Source organism: Cyanobium sp. ULC082, from assembly GCF_977927535.1.
In genome coordinates this window covers 739,845-754,276 of record NZ_OZ376397.1, presented here as the reverse complement: position 1 = coordinate 754,276, position 14,432 = coordinate 739,845, and the positions used below count along the sequence as shown (strand labels likewise).

The following is a 14,432-nucleotide window of genomic DNA, read 5'->3' as shown; positions in this document are numbered from 1 at the left end:
GCCGGGCTCAGCCTTCCGGATTCACGAACGGCAGCAGGGCCAGGATGCGCGCCCGCTTCACCGAATTGGTGAGATCACGTTGTTGCTTCGCAGTGAGACCCGTGAGCCGACGCGGCAGGATCTTGCCACGCTCGGTGATGAATTTCTTGAGCAGATCGACGTCCTTGTAGTCGATCGGGTCGCCTGGTTTGATCGGCGAAAGGCGCTTCTTGAAAAAGGAACTGGACATGGATTGGGAGAACGGCAGCTGGAAGAAGGGAATGGCAACGCGGCAGCCTGCCCGTCAGCGGACAGCCAGGCTGGAACTCACTTGATCTCCTTGTGGATCGTGCTCTTGTTGCAATGCGGGCAGAACTTCTTCAACTCAAGCCGCTCTGTGGTGTTGCGACGGTTCTTCTGGGAGGTGTAACGGGACACCCCGGGAGAACGCTTGGCGGGATTGGACCGGCATTCCGTGCACTCGAGGGTGATCACGAGCCGGACGCCCTTGTTCTTGGCCATGAAAGGACGTGCTCCGCTGATGCGAGGCGAACTGACAACGAACTATCCTAACGCTCCGGCCTCCCACCCCACCCTCCTTAGGATCGCCAGGCTGACGGGTCTTGAGAAACGATGCGGGTCTCGCTCCAATGGCTCAGGGAGCTCGTGGCCTGCGACACGCCGGTGGCCGATCTCGCCGAGCGTCTTTCGATCGCCGGCTTCGAAGTGGAGGGGATCGAGGATCTGGCCGCCCGGGCCGCCGGCGTGGTGGTGGGCCTGGTCACAGACCGCCAGCCGCACCCGAACGCCGACAAGCTCAGTGTCTGCCAGGTCGAGGTCGGGGCTGAAGCCCCGCTGCAGATCGTCTGTGGTGCCGCCAATGTGCGATCCGGGATTCATGTGCCGGTGGCCCTGGTGGGCAGCCACCTACCGGCCGTCGATCTCACGATCAAGCCCGCCGAGCTGCGCGGAGTGGCCAGCAGCGGCATGATCTGCTCCCTCCAGGAGCTTGGCCTCAGTGGCAGTTCTGCCGGCATTGCGGTGCTCGATGAGCTGCTGCAGGAGGTGCCACCGCCCGGGACACCTGTGGCTGGGGCCCTCGGCCTCGATGATCAGATCCTGGAGCTGGCGATCACCGCCAACCGACCTGATGGTCTCTCGATGCTGGGCATCGCCAGGGAAGTGGCCGCCCTCACCGGCGCTCCCCTGAAGCTCGGCGAGCTGCCGGAGGCGATCGGAGCGCAACCACTCGATCCTCCCCCGGCTGATCGGGAGGCGATCGAGGCTGGCGGCCTGTTCAGCCTCACCGCCCTCCGTTCTGTGAGGGTGGAGCCTTCACCGCCCTGGCTGCAGCGACGCCTGGAGCGTGCCGGTCTGCGGCCGATCAACAACGTGGTCGATGTCACCAACCTGGTGATGCTGGAAACCGGTCAACCGCTGCATGCGTTTGACGCAGACCGGCTGGCTGGTCTGGAGCCGACCGCTGCGGGCGGGAGCGAGGCCTCACCACAGCGCATCGGCCTGCGCGGCGCCACTGAGGCAGAACCGTTCACCGGGCTCGACGGCGTCAGCCATCAGCTCAGCCCTGAAGCCCTGCTGGTGACCTACGCCGGCCAGGCCGTTGCCCTGGCCGGGGTGATCGGGGGCGCAAACAGCTGCGTCCAGGAAGACACCAGGACGATCTGGCTGGAGGCGGCTGTCTTCGCCCCCCAGGCCGTGCGACGCAGCGCCCGCAGCGTCGGGCTTCGGACCGACGCCAGCCTGCGTTTCGAGAAGGGATTGCCGCGCCAGGTCACGCTGGCGGCGGCGGATCGGGCCGTCAGCCTGCTTCAGGAACTCACCGGGGCACAACTGATCGGGCGTTGGCTGCATCAGAGTCCAGCGGAGTCGCAGCCGCCCCTGCTGCTGCGCCGCGACGCGCTGCACCAACTGCTCGGGCCGGTGCTGGTGGATGGCCAGGAAGGCGACCTCGATGACCAACGTATCCAGCAGACCCTCTCAGCCCTGGGCTGCCAGCTGGAACCCGAAGCGAATGGCTGGCTGGTAACGGTGCCCCCCTCGCGGGCCATGGACCTGCGCCGGGAGGTGGATCTGATTGAAGAGGTGGCTCGCCTGGTCGGCTACGACCAGTTCGCCTGCCACCTTCCCGATCCGATCCGCCCCGGTGGCCTGGAGCCATCCCAGCGGGCGGAGCGTCGCCTGCGTCAGACCCTCTGCACCGCCGGCCTGCAGGAACTGTGCACCCTGTCTCTTGTTTCCGGTGATTCGGCACTGGCCACGGCGCCCCGGGCCCCGCTCGCCAATCCCCTGCTGGCCGATTACAGCCACCTGCGCGACAGCCTGATCGAAGAGTTGCTCCAGGCGGCCCGCCGCAATCTCCAGGCCTCCCAGCCTGGATTCTGGGGCTTCGAGATCGGCACTGTCTTCGAGCTGATCCCAGGATCCGCCGTGCCGCAGGAGCGCCCTGAGCTGGCCGGGCTGATCTGCGGAGAGCGCCGCGCCGAGCTCTGGAGCAGTGGCGGCAAGCCACGGCATCCCGACTACTTCGAAGCCCGCGGCGTGCTTCAGCTGGCTCTGGCCAGCCTGGCCATTCCCTGTGAGGACCGACCCCTCAGCAGCCATCCGCTGCTCCATCCGGGCCGGGCAGCGGAGCTGGTGCTGGAGGGACGGGTGATCGGCTGGTTCGGCCAGCTCCATCCCGCCCAGGCTGAGCGCCTCGATCTGCCTGAGGCCACCTACCTGTTTCAGGCGCCGCTTGAGGCGCTGCTCACAGCCGCCACCCGCCGCAACCGCTGGCAGCCGAGCTTCTCGGTTTTCGCCACAGTGCCTGCCTCGGAGCGGGATCTGGCCCTGGTGGTGCCCCATGACGTCACGGCGGCGGCCTTGCTGGCCACGATCCGCAAGGCAGGCAGACCGCTGCTGGAGTCGGCCGAGCTGGTGGATCGTTACGGGGGAGACCAGATAGCCGCCGGAGCTGTCAGCCAGTCCTTTCGGCTGCGCTACAGGGATCCGCGCCGAACCCTCACCGACGCCGATGTGGAGCAATGCCATGCCGCGATCCGCGCCGCCCTCGACCGCCAGTTCGGTGCCCAGCTGAGAAGCTGAAGGCAGCTGGTCTGGGCGGCTCAGCTCAGCTCCGCTCCAGGACGGCCAGAGCCTCAACATGGCTGGTCTGGGGAAAGAAATCGAACGGTTGCACGCTGAGCAGCCGCAGGGATCCTTCAGCGCAGAGCCTGGCGAGATCCCTGGCCAGGCTGGCCGGGTTGCAGCTCAGATAGGCCAGCCGCTGGGGAGGAGCTGCTCGAATCGCCTCGCAGACGCTCGCAGGCAGCCCCTTGCGCGGTGGGTCAAGCAGCAGGGCATCGGCATGGCGCAGGGCCTCAGGCAGGGCGACGGCCACATCGGCCGTTTCCAGCTCCACGCCGGCCAGGCCATTGAGGCTGGCGTTGATGCGAGCCTGGGCGATGCTGCCAGCGTGCTGCTCAAGGCCTAGCACCTGGGCTCCAGCTGCCGCCAGAGGCAGGCTGAAGGTGCCGATGCCACAGAAGGCGTCAACAATTCTGGCCGCCTGAGACGGTTGCAGAGCAGCATCGAGCAGGGGCAGAAGCTGTTCGGCCTGGGGGGTGTTGACCTGAAAGAAAGTGTCGGGCCCGATCTGGTACTGAAGCCCACCGAACCGTTCGATCAACCAGGGTCTGCCGGCTATGCAGCTGGTGGATGGTCCCATCAGGGTGTTGGTCGCCCGGGGCTGAAGATTCAGGCAAACCCCCACCAGCTCCGGCCAGCGATCCATCCAGATCTCGGCCTGCGCCTGCAGGTCGGGCAGGTCGTCGTGGCTGCTGATCAAGGTGAGCAGCACCTCGCCGGTGTGATGTCCCAGCCGCAGGGCAAGGTGACGCAGCCCGCCCCCCTCGCGCAGATTGACATCCACAGGCCAGTCGCTGACCTCGAGGTCGTGCTTGAGGGGAGTGATCAGGCGATCGATGCGGGGATCAAGCACCGGGCAGCGGTTCATGTTCACGATCCTGTGGGTGCCGCTGCGGTAGAACCCCGCCCGCAGCAGACCTTCCGATGTGCGCTCCAGTGGGATCACAGCGCGGTTCCGGTAGCCCAGTGGCGAGTGGGCGGCCAGGATCGGCTCCACCGGCAGCTGCAACCCGCCGATCCGGCGAAGGGTTTCCTGGAGCAGATCCTGTTTCCAGAGGGCCTGGGCAGGGTCGTCCAGATGCTGGACGCTGCAGCCGCCGCAGTTGCCAGCCAGGATGCAGGGGGGCTTGCGGCGATCCGGGGAGCTGCTGCGCCGCTCGATCAGTTCGGCGATCAGGTGCCGCTGGCCATGGTGCCGGACCCTGGCGCGAACCTGCTCGCCAGGCAGGACGCCTGCGACGAAGACCACCAGCTCCTGAGGCTCAGGGCCAGGCCCACCCACACGAGCCACCCCGTGGCCCTCATGGTTGAGACCGGTGACCAGGAGCTCCAGCTCGGAGCCGATCGCTGGCATGGATGACCCCATTGGGAACGCTCGGCAGTCCGGAAGGGCGTTCCTGACCCTAGATGCAAAGGGCCGTTACACATGGCGGGCCAGCAGCGGCCAAAGGGCATTGCCTCGATAGGATCAAGCCGTGCATGGTGGACGGAATGAGCGTTGTCCGGGATCTGATCCTGCAAGCCGATGATCAACTCCGCTACCCCAGTGGCGGTGAACTGCGCGTGATGGCGCAGTTTCTCTCGGGTGGCAGCCAGCGCATCAGGATTGCCCGTGCCCTCAGCGAGAACGAACGCAAGATCGTCGACGAATCGGCTCGGCAGCTGTTTTCCCTCAAGCCGGAGTACGTCGCCCAGGGCGGCAATGCCTATGGCCAGCGCCAACGGGCCCAGTGTCTGCGTGATTTCAGCTGGTATCTCAGGCTGGTCACCTACGGCGTGATGGCCGGCAGCACCGAAAAAATCCAGGAGATCGGCCTGGTCGGCGCCCGCGAGATGTACAACAGCCTCGGAGTGCCGATGGCCGGCATGGTTCAGAGCATGCGCTGCCTGAAGGAGGCGAGCCTGGTTCTGCTTGGCTCCAGCGATGCCGCTGTGGCATCACCCTATTTCGATTTTCTGATCCAGGGGATGCAGACCACCGCCTGATCGATTCAGGCGAACCCGGCTGAAGGCTCCAAACAGCGTCTTGGCTATCGCACAAGCGACAGACTGCTGGACCAACACCGATTCTCAGCCTGGACAGCTGCAACTGTGATCTGACGGAAGACCTGAAGCAAGTTCTTGCATCAGGTCTGATGCCAGGACGGCGCACGGCTTTTCGCCTGGCCATGCCAGTCGAGCCGGTAGATGTTGTCTCGCTTGGCTGATCAGAGACCCTTAATTGGACTCATCGAAAGACTATAACGAGATTCATGGGCCTTGGAGAACCCTGAGTCAGTCTCACTCGAACCTGAATGGGTCTCGCAAGAGTCTCGAAGGGAACTTGCAAGTGTCTTGAGTGGGTCTCGCTGCGAGTCTCGGAATAGGTATCAGTTGAGCCAGTCGAGTTGAAGCAATCAGGCAGCTGGCGATTAGCAGCGCAGTTGATCCCCGCCCTGCTGCATGTGAACGATCTCTCCGCTGGAATCGTTGTTTTTTGATGATTTCACCAACACAACATGAGCTTCCCCCTTGAGGCGCGCCGTTTGAAATCGACTGGATGGTTCGGGGAAAAATCGCTCAAGTCTCGACTACGGGGACGAAACGCTCTGCCCCCGGCTCGACCCAACCGGATCCTGGTTTGCGTACCTGCTTATGTAGCAGGTACGCAGAGCTATCTAGGATTGCTATGACTGAAATCTGGGCGGTGTCCAAGCCATTGGACAGGCTGCTGGCAGAGGGCTGGACAGGATCTCAGGCCAGGTTTGCTCTACGGATCCAGGCGTATCGGGCTGGAGAACCTGCTTATCTCAGCAAACACAGTCTTGACGCATCACTAGACTCAGTAATGGTCTCGCCTGGGATCACTGAGCCACTTGAGAAGGTTTTCGATACAGCTCCTTAAGCAGCTGGTAGGCCTCATTCAGCCGCCGCATTGCATCGGCACTGCCACCTGCATCGGGGTGATGGCTGAGGGCCTGCTCGCGGTAGGCCTCCCGAATCTGGTCCAGGGTGAACCGTTGGCCGTGATCGGTTGGGAGCTGCAACTGACGCAGGGCCCCATGCAGGGTCATCGTGTGTTCCAGGGTCTGGAAGGAGGTGCCCCGGTGCTGACGGCGGAACCGGTGCACGAAACGACGGATCAGGGTCGGCAGCCGCAGGGTGAGGGTTCCTGTGCTGAACGGATCCTCCAGCAGACCAGCCACGACGATGACCCGGGCAAAGCTCGGCGGTCCGAGCGGCCAGCTCGGCACGACACCAAGAATCCATCGCTCCGCCAACGACCAGGTGAACGGACGGCCGTCGGATTGGTCCGACTGGGGCCAGATCTCCTGACCCAACCAGACCATGGCGGCCTCCAGAACCGCCGCATTCGCTTCGGTGCCATAGAGCGAGAGCCAATGGTCGCCTGCAGCCGCCAGAGCCTCCTCCAGATTGACCGGAGCCAGCTGGGGCAGGGGTTCCCGCTCCTGCTCGGCGGGTGATCGGGCCGGATGGAGGCTCTGGCGCAGCCGATCCGATCTCTGACGCACGAAACCGGGAAGATCGATGCCGACGCTGCGCCGTCGTTGATCAGAGCTCGGCTTCGAATCGATCGAGGCTGACCGGCTCGTTGGATGGGGCAGGAGCGGGCCATCCTCAGCCAGGTCGGGGAAACCGTCATCGAACACCAGCTCAGCCTGGTGGGTGTTGGCAGCCAGCACCAGGGCGCCACGTTCATCCAGTTCCAGGGGCTCGTGGAGGCTGGCTGCTCCCTGTTCAGCCAGTTCCTCCTCGCTTTTGAACAACTGATCAAGCAGGCGCTCCAGAACCGGACCACGGCTGCGATATCCCCACTCCCGGCGGTAGCGGTCGATCTCCTCCACCCAGGCGACCGGCAGATCGATGCTCAACCGCCTGCGGTTCTGGTTCTCCGGCTCATTCACCACGGCACACCGACGGAGGGCTAGCGCCCCATCAACCTGTTGAGAAAGCGTTGCTGAGCTTCGGCGGCCTCTTCGTAGCGATTCTGCACCTGGGTGATCTCAGCACTGGTGCTGCCCGGCGCGGTGCGGTTAAGCAGGGGAAGGGGAATCGGCGGCAATGGCTGGATCCAGGCCGGCATCAGCGGGGGGCGAACAGCCGGGCGCTTGGGGGGCTGGATGTCACGGCCTGTGGGCCTGAGAATGGGAGAAGCTCCTGCGGCCCGCGGTTTCGCTGCCGGGGGTTTCGAAGCCGGGGGTTGCGTGCGCGGGGCAGTCTGCCTGGTGCCATCTGGGGAGCTGGCAACGGAAGGAGGTGCGACCGGAGGCGGCTTCGGCCTGGCAGCAGCAGCGGCCGCCGCCGCCCGAGCCTGGGCCACCAGCCGTTCGCGTTCTCTCAACTGGGCGAGCTGTCCGGCAGGGACAACGCTGAGCAGGTGGCCGGGTGTGGCATCCGCCGGATACACCAGGCTGATCTTCACAGGGTTGTAGACGCCGGGATTGAGCGACAGAGAGGTAAGGGAAAGGCTCTCGCCCGACTGCATTCCGACGTGCACCTCCCGGTAACCCTCCAGGGTCTGAATGCCGATTGAGCCGCGGAATGAGGTGAACTGCCTGCCGTTGGCGGTCGGATGGCTGAGCACCAGGTCGTAGGGCCCGCTGCCTTTGAGATTGAGGGTCACATCGAAGCGAACGCCGTAGGTGCCGACATTGTCGAGGGAGGAATCCAGCATCCGGCTGGCCAGCGCATTGACCTGAACCTCCCGGGTGCCGAAGGTGGTGCGGTTGGTGCTGGTGAAGGGCACATGCAGCGGGCCCTGGCTGAGATCGTGACTCAGGCTGGCTTCATAGGCATCACCAAGGGCGACACCCCCAACCCTGGAGAAGACGCGGCCACTCTTGATGTCCGGCAGCATGCGGAGATAGATGCGGCCAGGAGCCAGGACACCGCGGTCGAGAACCGCGATCAGATCGGCATCGGTCTGGGGATCTTCGGCGGCGACCACGGCCATCTGAAAGGGGCCATCACTGCGACCCCGCAGCAGACCATTGGCAATGCCGCGGGCGGGCAGACGGGTATGGAACAGAACAGCCCGGCTCCGAGCTGGAATCACGAAGAATTCGGGCAGTTTCGGGTCCCGCTGGTTGCGGAGCATGATCACGGCCGTGGCATCGCCGGGCCCCGTGTTCCAAGGCCGTGGACCGAGCGGCTTCACGCCCATCAGGTGATTGGCCAGGTAGGGAGCTTCGAAGCTGTTGCGCACAGCTCCACGATCCAGCTGCAGGGTGACCGGCCGATTGCCTGGGTTGGTGACGATCGTGGCGATCGTGAGCTTGCCGCGCACATAGCGACCGCCAAGGCGGCTGGCGTCTTCAGGGAAATACTTGTGGTGGGCGTGAAGGCCGAACTCACCGTTGAAAGTGAACGTGGCATTCTCCAGGCGCTGGCCGGTTTCCTGGGAGTAGGCCGAGCCCGGTGCCGTGTCGATCAGGATTCCGGGCCCGAACACTTCCTCCGGCTGGTTCGAATGCAGCACAGGCACCGTGTTGAACACACCGTTCAGGGGACGGGCCGACTGCCCGGCCATCAGGGCCACATAGGCCTGGGCCGGTGCTGTGACCAGGACGACGCAGCCGATCAGGCCGAGGGCGGCTGGGAACGAGAAACCATGCCTGGCACGGCATCTTGTGAGTTGACTCAAGCGAACTGACAAGAGAGAAGACTGCAAACGTTCTTCGGAACCAACGGGCGCGCCCTGACGATTGATGCTGGTCTCAAGACAGACAACTGTAACGCAGGTGTTGAGAGCATCCCTCTCCACCGGGTAGACGCAGTGGCTAGAACCATCTGGCTGTGCGCCATCGTCCCATGTTCCCGTCCTTCGGTTGCTGTCCCGGCGACAACAGCGATCCACAAAGCCGGCGTCGCACCTACCAGGAACGCAAGCTGCGCATGCTCACGTTCTGGCGAGATGGCGCCGAGCGCCAGCTTGCCGCTGTCACAGCAGCGATCAACACGCTTGAACAGCAGATGAACCGCGACGCGACTTCAGGCCAGAACTGACGACCCGCTCACCACAATCCAGTTGGTCGCGAAGCTGAGTCAGGGCGCGGTTCAGCTGGCGATGCACCGTCATCGGGCTCACGTTCAGGGCCTTGGCCACGCGCCGAAGGCTGTGGCCCTCAAGCACCACCTGCCTGACCACCGCCTGAGGACCCGGAGCCAGCTGCGCCAGCACGGCCATGGCTGCTCCTGCCTCCTCGGCAGCAGAAGGGACCAACTCCGGTGCGGCAGGCTCCTGGCTCTGAAGCTCAAGGGACAGGGGCCGGGCCAATCCCCGCAAGCGTTGGAAACGCTCCCATTGCTCGATGCCGAGCCCGAGAGCGTCCCGGATCTCCTCAGGGCTGGCCGGGGGTTGTCCGAGGCTTTGGCGGCTGCGGATCACCTGGCGCAGCTTGTCTTCGAGCTCCTGTTGCCGCCGCGGCACCCGGATCGGAGCCGCCTGATCACGGAGATAGTGAAGGATCGCTCCACGGATGTGATGGCGGGCAAAGGCCGAAAACGGTGTACCCAGGCTGGGAACAAAGAGTTCGGCAGCCCGGATCAGACCCAGCAGTCCCACCTGGATCAGATCGTCCGGGTACTCCGGGCTGAGGGCGCTGTAGTGCAGGGCAATCGGCCTGACCAGTTCGTGATAGCTGGCCACCCGCTGGTTGCGGCGGTTGACCTGGTCACGACGGAGCGAGGCGCGCTGGACTGGAGCGGCGGTGGAGCGGATCGGCATGGATGAAAAGAAGAGAGCTCAAGAAAGGCGTTCGGAGCGCGGCAAGCGCTGCTCCTTTTCCAGAAAGAGCCCGTCATCCATCCCCTGGCAACCGTGGAATCACGGAACCGTGGCGGCAACCTCCTCCAGCAGGGCCCAAGGTCCGTGCTGCCTGAGCCAGGACAGCTCGGCCCGCCTGGTCAGCAGGAGATAGCCGGCAAAACCAAGGGCGTTGACACTGAATCCCGCCACCCGCTCACGCCGCCGCCGGATCATCAGGAACCAGTCATCACTGATGAGCAGGTTGTACGGGTGAAGGGGGCGGTCGGAGGTGCGGGGGTCTCCCAGGCCGAGGGCTGACGCCTGGCGGTGGTAGTGGGCAGCGAGGGCATGCTGATCCTCGTGGGGCCGCCTGCGGCTGAGGCGGTAGGGCCAGGGCCAGGGTTGGGCCCGGGCCTCCAGCTGGGCTCTGAGCGCCGGTTCGAGGGGGCAGGCCGGCTCACCCCGATGGCGGGGCAGCAGCTGGAGATGGCGGTGCGGCTGACTCGCACCGGCTTCAGCGCAACTGTTGAAGAACCAGAGTCCGCTGGTGTCGGCGGCCACTGCAACCATCGAAGACCAGTCCGAAGCGTCCAGCCAACCGGCCTGGGGAGCCCAGCTCTGGGTGATCAGCAGCAGATGACCGGGCTGCACCGGGTACTTGTTCAGAAGCAGCAGATGAGAATCACCGAGCCGCTGCACCTCAAGGGAGGTTTCCCAGGGCAGGAATGGATTGGCACGGGGACCTGGCTCCAGCAGGTGCTTGGGGGTGGCGGAGCAGAGCTGACGGAGCTGAAAGGGCTCCCAGCCATCGGGCTTGATCAGGCTGGTGACCAGGGGGACCAGGCTGCCGTCCCGACGGGCCTGGGCGCTGCGCTCCAGGGCCGCCCTCCAGATCCGTCCTTCAGTTCCTGGCACCGATCTGCAGCCTTGCCAGGGAGGCCCCCTGGTAGTAGCGGCCCAGGATCTGGTTGTAGCGGAGCCCCTGCAAGGCGAGCTGCTGCGCTCCTTCCTGGCTCATGCTGGCGCCGAGATGGCCGTGGGCCTCCAGGGTGATCTGGCTGTTGGCGGCATAGAGGCTTTCCACGATGCCTCCCTGGTAGCTGAGGATCAGACCGGTGGTGCGCTTCACCGCCTCGGACGTGCGGGAGGAAACCGACGCCAGGCCTCGATAGGCCTGCCAGCGGGTGGTGTCACCAAGATGGAAATGGGGATCGGCTGGCCTGGCCAGGTGGGCCAGGGCGTAGGAACGGGCGGCCACGGCCTGGGCCTTGAGCGCTTCGATCGACCAGGAACTGGGCATTTCGGCTCCCACCACCGACATCAGGTAGCGCTCCAGCGGCAGGTGATTCACCGGCGTGATCCCGCCAGACTCCCGCAACAGACGCATCCGACCCTCGTAGGCCCTGCCGTTGACCAGCAGGTGCTCTGAGGGCGAAGTCTCAAGCCAGAGACCATTCGCCGGTCCAGCCACAGCGGCAAGATCGACGGGGCTGCCGGCCTGGCCCCGTTGCAGGAGTTCACCGTTGCCATCACGCAGGGTCCAGGCTCCGGTGGCCGAGAGCGTGGGCTGACCGGCCTGGCTCAGCAGGGCCACCCGGATCTCCAGCGCAACGGGCTGCCCGGCGGCAGGCTCCACGAGCGTGGCCTCCTCCTGCGGCAGCCGGGGGGCCGCCGGCGGGAGTGCATCGGCGCGGCGGGCCTGGATCGAGTCCAGGCTCGATTCGTCAGTGGCCTGGCTGCTGATCGGATCACTCACCGCCGGCAGCAGGGCATCCAGCACCCGCCGGTCCGGTTGGGGAGGAGCTGGGGTGAGCGACTGGGCCATGAAACCGAGCCCGAGCGCCACGACACTCAGGGGAGCACTGAACAGCAGGGTGTTCAGCCGCCGTCGAGGCAACGCCGCCATTCGCCAGGCGTGCCCTCGACGCAGCCAGTCATCAGGACGCCATCCCAAACCAGTTGCCCCGCACCCGTCAGGTGGATCATGCCGGAAGACAGCGGTTCGCAGAGCATGCCTCCGCCCTGTTTCGAAGCCTGCCACCCCACCACACGAGGGCGGCCGAGGCGCTCGCACCACCACGGCGCCACCAGGGCATGGGCCGATCCGGTGACGGGGTCCTCGCTGATCCCCAGGCCGGGGGCGAAGAATCGCAGCTGATAATCGGCCGGTTCACCCAGAACAATCGGGCCTTCCCCTGAACTGCTGGTGGGCTGCATCAACACCAGACCCCGACTCAGCTCCGGGCCCAGGGACTGGGCGAGCCCCAGGCCATCCAGGCCGATCAGATCGGCGCTGGCAGGGAGCAGCGCAACCCAGTAGCCAAGGCTGGTTTGCCAGGTATCAAGCGGCTCCCCCCCCAGGAGCGGCCCCAGCTGCTGGGGCAGGGAGCAGGGCTCGAGAGCGGAGCAGGGCAGCACCAGCTCCGCCGTGCCCGTGCCGGCGGCGCCGACGGACACCGCCAGGGGGCCGCTTCTGGTCAGCAGGCTGGTGGCTTCCCCTGGCAGGAGGCCGCCCCAGTGCTCCAGCGCCAGGGTGGCCGCCAGGGTGGCGTGGCCACAGAGCGGCACCTCGCAGCTCGGCGTGAACCAGCGCAGCGCCCAGCCGGGCCGAGCCAGCCTCTCGGGTTGTTGATCGGTCCAGGGCAGCAGAAAGGCCGTCTCCGACTGCTGGAACATGGCGGCCACCGCCTGCATCCAGTCGGGATCGGCCGGCCGATCCAGCAGCACCACCGCCGCGCCGTTTCCCTGCAGGGGGCGCTCGGCGAAGGCCTGGATCTGCAGGCTCGGAAGCGACGCGTTCACGTCTTTTCCTGTCTGAGATCCCGTTCCATCAGGGCCCGCACCACGGCCTGCGGGCCGGAACGTCCCTGAATCAGGGCCACGACCTGCTCGCAGATCGGCAGGCTCCAGCCACCCCGCTGCGCCAGGGCAAGGGCAGCCTCGGCGGTCATCGTCCCTTCCACCGTGGCCCCGATGCGCCGCAGGGCCTGCTCGGCCGGCATTCCCTCCGCCATCAGCAGGCCGAAGCGGTAGTTGCGGCTCAACGAACTGTTGGCTGTGGCGAGCAGATCACCGAGCCCGGCCAGCCCGAACAGCGTGGTCGGGTCCCCGCCCATGGCTGCAGTCAGACGACCCATTTCCGCCAGGCCACGGGTGAGCAGGGAGGCCTTGGCATTGGCACCGAGACTGAGGCCGTCGCAGATTCCCGCCGCCACGGCCATGACGTTCTTGAGGGCGGCCGCCAGCTCCGTGCCGATCGGATCGGCATTCGTGTAAAGCCGAAACGAATCGCTGCTCAGTTCCTGCTGCAACCGGCTGGCCAGGGCCTGGTGGCGCGAAGCCAGCACGCTGGCCGCCGGCAGCCCCCGGTCGAGTTCGTCGGCCAGATTCGGGCCGCTCAGCACCACGCAATCAAGCTCCGGGATGCTCCGCTCCCAGAGCTGGGAAGCTGTGCAGAGCTGGTCGATGTCGATGCCTTTGCTGCCACTCAGCAGGGGGAGGCCACTCGGCCAGGCTGGCGCCAGCTGCCTGGCCAGGGAAGGCACACCGGCCATCGCCACGGCAGAGATGATCAGATCCTGCTGCTGGAGCAGGGAGAGAGGATCCGTCTGCAGTCGCCGCGACCAGACCTCCACCCTGTGACCCTGGCGCTGGAGCAGAGCAGCCAGGGTCCTGCCCCAAGCTCCCTGACCCAGAACCCCTATCCGCACTGCCATCGAGCCATCATGCGGCATTCCGGATCGCTGATTCACTGATGGTGCCACCCGAGCCGATTCCGGGCCCGGACCCCGGGCAGCGATCGGTTGAGTCGCTGCGTAAGTGGCGGGGCCATGCCCTGGTGGTGGGCTGTGGCGGCATCGGTCGGGCCCTCCTGGGCGAGCTGTCGGCGCGGGCTCCATGGCTGACGCTCTGGGCAACGAATCGTTCAGGTCGTTGGCCGGAGCACGGCGGGACCATCCCCCCGGAGCGGGTGCTGGCCCTGGAGCTCGGTGACGATGACAGCCTGGCCGGACTGGCGCTGGCCCTCAAGCCCATGGCAGGGTCGTTGCGACTCGTGTTCAACACTGCGGGGCTGTTGCATGGGGCCAACCTGCAGCCCGAGAAACGCCTGCAGCAGGTCAGCCGCCTCGCCCTTGAGCGCTCCTTTGCCGTCAACGCCTTCGGTCCGTTGCTGCTGGCCCAGGCCCTGGAGCCCCTGCTGGCTCGCGCAGAACCGGTGATGTTCGCCAGCCTCTCTGCCCGGGTCGGCAGCATCTCTGACAACCGGCTCGGAGGTTGGTACGCCTATCGGGGAGCCAAGGCCGCCCAGAACCAGATGCTGCGCTGTCTGGCGCTGGAATGGCGCCGTCGGTTGCCCCTGGCCTGCCTCACCCTGCTGCACCCAGGCACCACCGCAACCCCTCTTTCGGCTCCGTTTCAGGCCTCCGTCTCACCGGAACGCTTGTTCAGTCCGGCCCGCAGTGCCCGCCAGCTGCTGGATGTGCTCGAAGCCCAGAATCCTGAGCAGAGTGGGCGCTTCCTGGCCTGGGATGGATCGGTGATCCCCTGGTGAGGCCAG

General features: G+C 65.8%; 13 protein-coding genes. 3 read left to right on the top strand and 10 right to left on the bottom strand.

The window, feature by feature from the left end:
- Positions 1-7: 7 nt before the first annotated feature.
- Together rpsR and rpmG are read right to left on the bottom strand one after the other, a co-directional pair.
- On the bottom strand, positions 8-229 hold the full coding sequence (gene rpsR, locus ACXMDY_RS04040) for a 30S ribosomal protein S18 (RefSeq protein ID WP_255089033.1): 222 nt from the start codon (positions 227-229) through the stop codon (positions 8-10).
- Positions 230-306: 77 nt separating this feature from the next.
- The gene (gene rpmG / locus ACXMDY_RS04035) at positions 307-501 is read right to left on the bottom strand and encodes a 50S ribosomal protein L33 (RefSeq protein WP_255089032.1); all 195 of its coding nucleotides are present in this window, start codon (positions 499-501) and stop codon (positions 307-309) included.
- 111 nt (positions 502-612) lie between these two features.
- Between rpmG and pheT the strand changes: the two genes are divergently transcribed.
- Entirely contained in the window at positions 613-3,084 is a 2,472-nt protein-coding gene (gene pheT / locus ACXMDY_RS04030) for a phenylalanine--tRNA ligase subunit beta (protein WP_259703267.1), read from the top strand.
- A 25-nt stretch (positions 3,085-3,109) separates the two neighbouring features.
- Here pheT and rlmD read toward each other — a convergent pair whose 3' ends face one another.
- Complete coding sequence (rlmD, locus tag ACXMDY_RS04025) at positions 3,110-4,480, bottom strand: 23S rRNA (uracil(1939)-C(5))-methyltransferase RlmD (protein WP_259703266.1); 1,371 nt, start codon at positions 4,478-4,480, stop codon at positions 3,110-3,112.
- 137 nt (positions 4,481-4,617) lie between these two features.
- On the opposite strand from rlmD, the gene ACXMDY_RS04020 reads away from it, so the two are divergent.
- On the top strand, positions 4,618-5,112 hold the full coding sequence (locus tag ACXMDY_RS04020) for an allophycocyanin subunit alpha-B (RefSeq protein WP_259703265.1): 495 nt from the start codon (positions 4,618-4,620) through the stop codon (positions 5,110-5,112).
- 857 nt (positions 5,113-5,969) lie between these two features.
- On the opposite strand, the gene ACXMDY_RS04015 is transcribed toward ACXMDY_RS04020, so the two are convergent.
- The 7 genes from ACXMDY_RS04015 to ACXMDY_RS03985 form a co-directional block, all read right to left on the bottom strand.
- Complete coding sequence (locus ACXMDY_RS04015) at positions 5,970-7,034, bottom strand: J domain-containing protein (RefSeq protein ID WP_259703264.1); 1,065 nt, start codon at positions 7,032-7,034, stop codon at positions 5,970-5,972.
- Positions 7,035-7,051: 17 nt separating this feature from the next.
- Complete coding sequence (locus ACXMDY_RS04010; RefSeq protein WP_259703323.1) at positions 7,052-8,656, bottom strand: DUF3370 domain-containing protein; 1,605 nt, start codon at positions 8,654-8,656, stop codon at positions 7,052-7,054.
- Between the two features lie 423 nt (positions 8,657-9,079).
- Positions 9,080-9,853: a sigma-70 family RNA polymerase sigma factor gene (locus ACXMDY_RS04005; protein WP_259703262.1), complete on the bottom strand. Its 774-nt coding sequence runs from the start codon at positions 9,851-9,853 to the stop codon at positions 9,080-9,082.
- A gap of 99 nt (positions 9,854-9,952) precedes the next feature.
- Entirely contained in the window at positions 9,953-10,789 is an 837-nt protein-coding gene (locus tag ACXMDY_RS04000; protein ID WP_259703261.1) for an ATP adenylyltransferase family protein, read from the bottom strand.
- The gene (locus ACXMDY_RS03995) at positions 10,776-11,780 is read right to left on the bottom strand and encodes a SpoIID/LytB domain-containing protein (RefSeq protein WP_259703260.1); all 1,005 of its coding nucleotides are present in this window, start codon (positions 11,778-11,780) and stop codon (positions 10,776-10,778) included. Before ACXMDY_RS03995 ends, ACXMDY_RS04000 begins: the two co-directional genes overlap by 14 nt.
- Positions 11,753-12,676 (bottom strand): PhzF family phenazine biosynthesis protein, encoded by a 924-nt coding sequence (locus tag ACXMDY_RS03990; protein ID WP_259703259.1) that lies wholly within the window; start codon positions 12,674-12,676, stop codon positions 11,753-11,755. The genes ACXMDY_RS03995 and ACXMDY_RS03990 overlap by 28 nt, the downstream gene beginning before the upstream one ends.
- On the bottom strand, positions 12,673-13,590 hold the full coding sequence (locus ACXMDY_RS03985) for an NAD(P)H-dependent glycerol-3-phosphate dehydrogenase (protein ID WP_259703258.1): 918 nt from the start codon (positions 13,588-13,590) through the stop codon (positions 12,673-12,675). The genes ACXMDY_RS03990 and ACXMDY_RS03985 overlap by 4 nt, the downstream gene beginning before the upstream one ends.
- A gap of 38 nt (positions 13,591-13,628) precedes the next feature.
- Here ACXMDY_RS03985 and ACXMDY_RS03980 point away from each other — a divergent pair, with 38 nt between their 5' ends.
- Complete coding sequence (locus ACXMDY_RS03980) at positions 13,629-14,426, top strand: SDR family NAD(P)-dependent oxidoreductase (RefSeq protein ID WP_259703257.1); 798 nt, start codon at positions 13,629-13,631, stop codon at positions 14,424-14,426.
- Positions 14,427-14,432 lie beyond the last annotated feature (6 nt).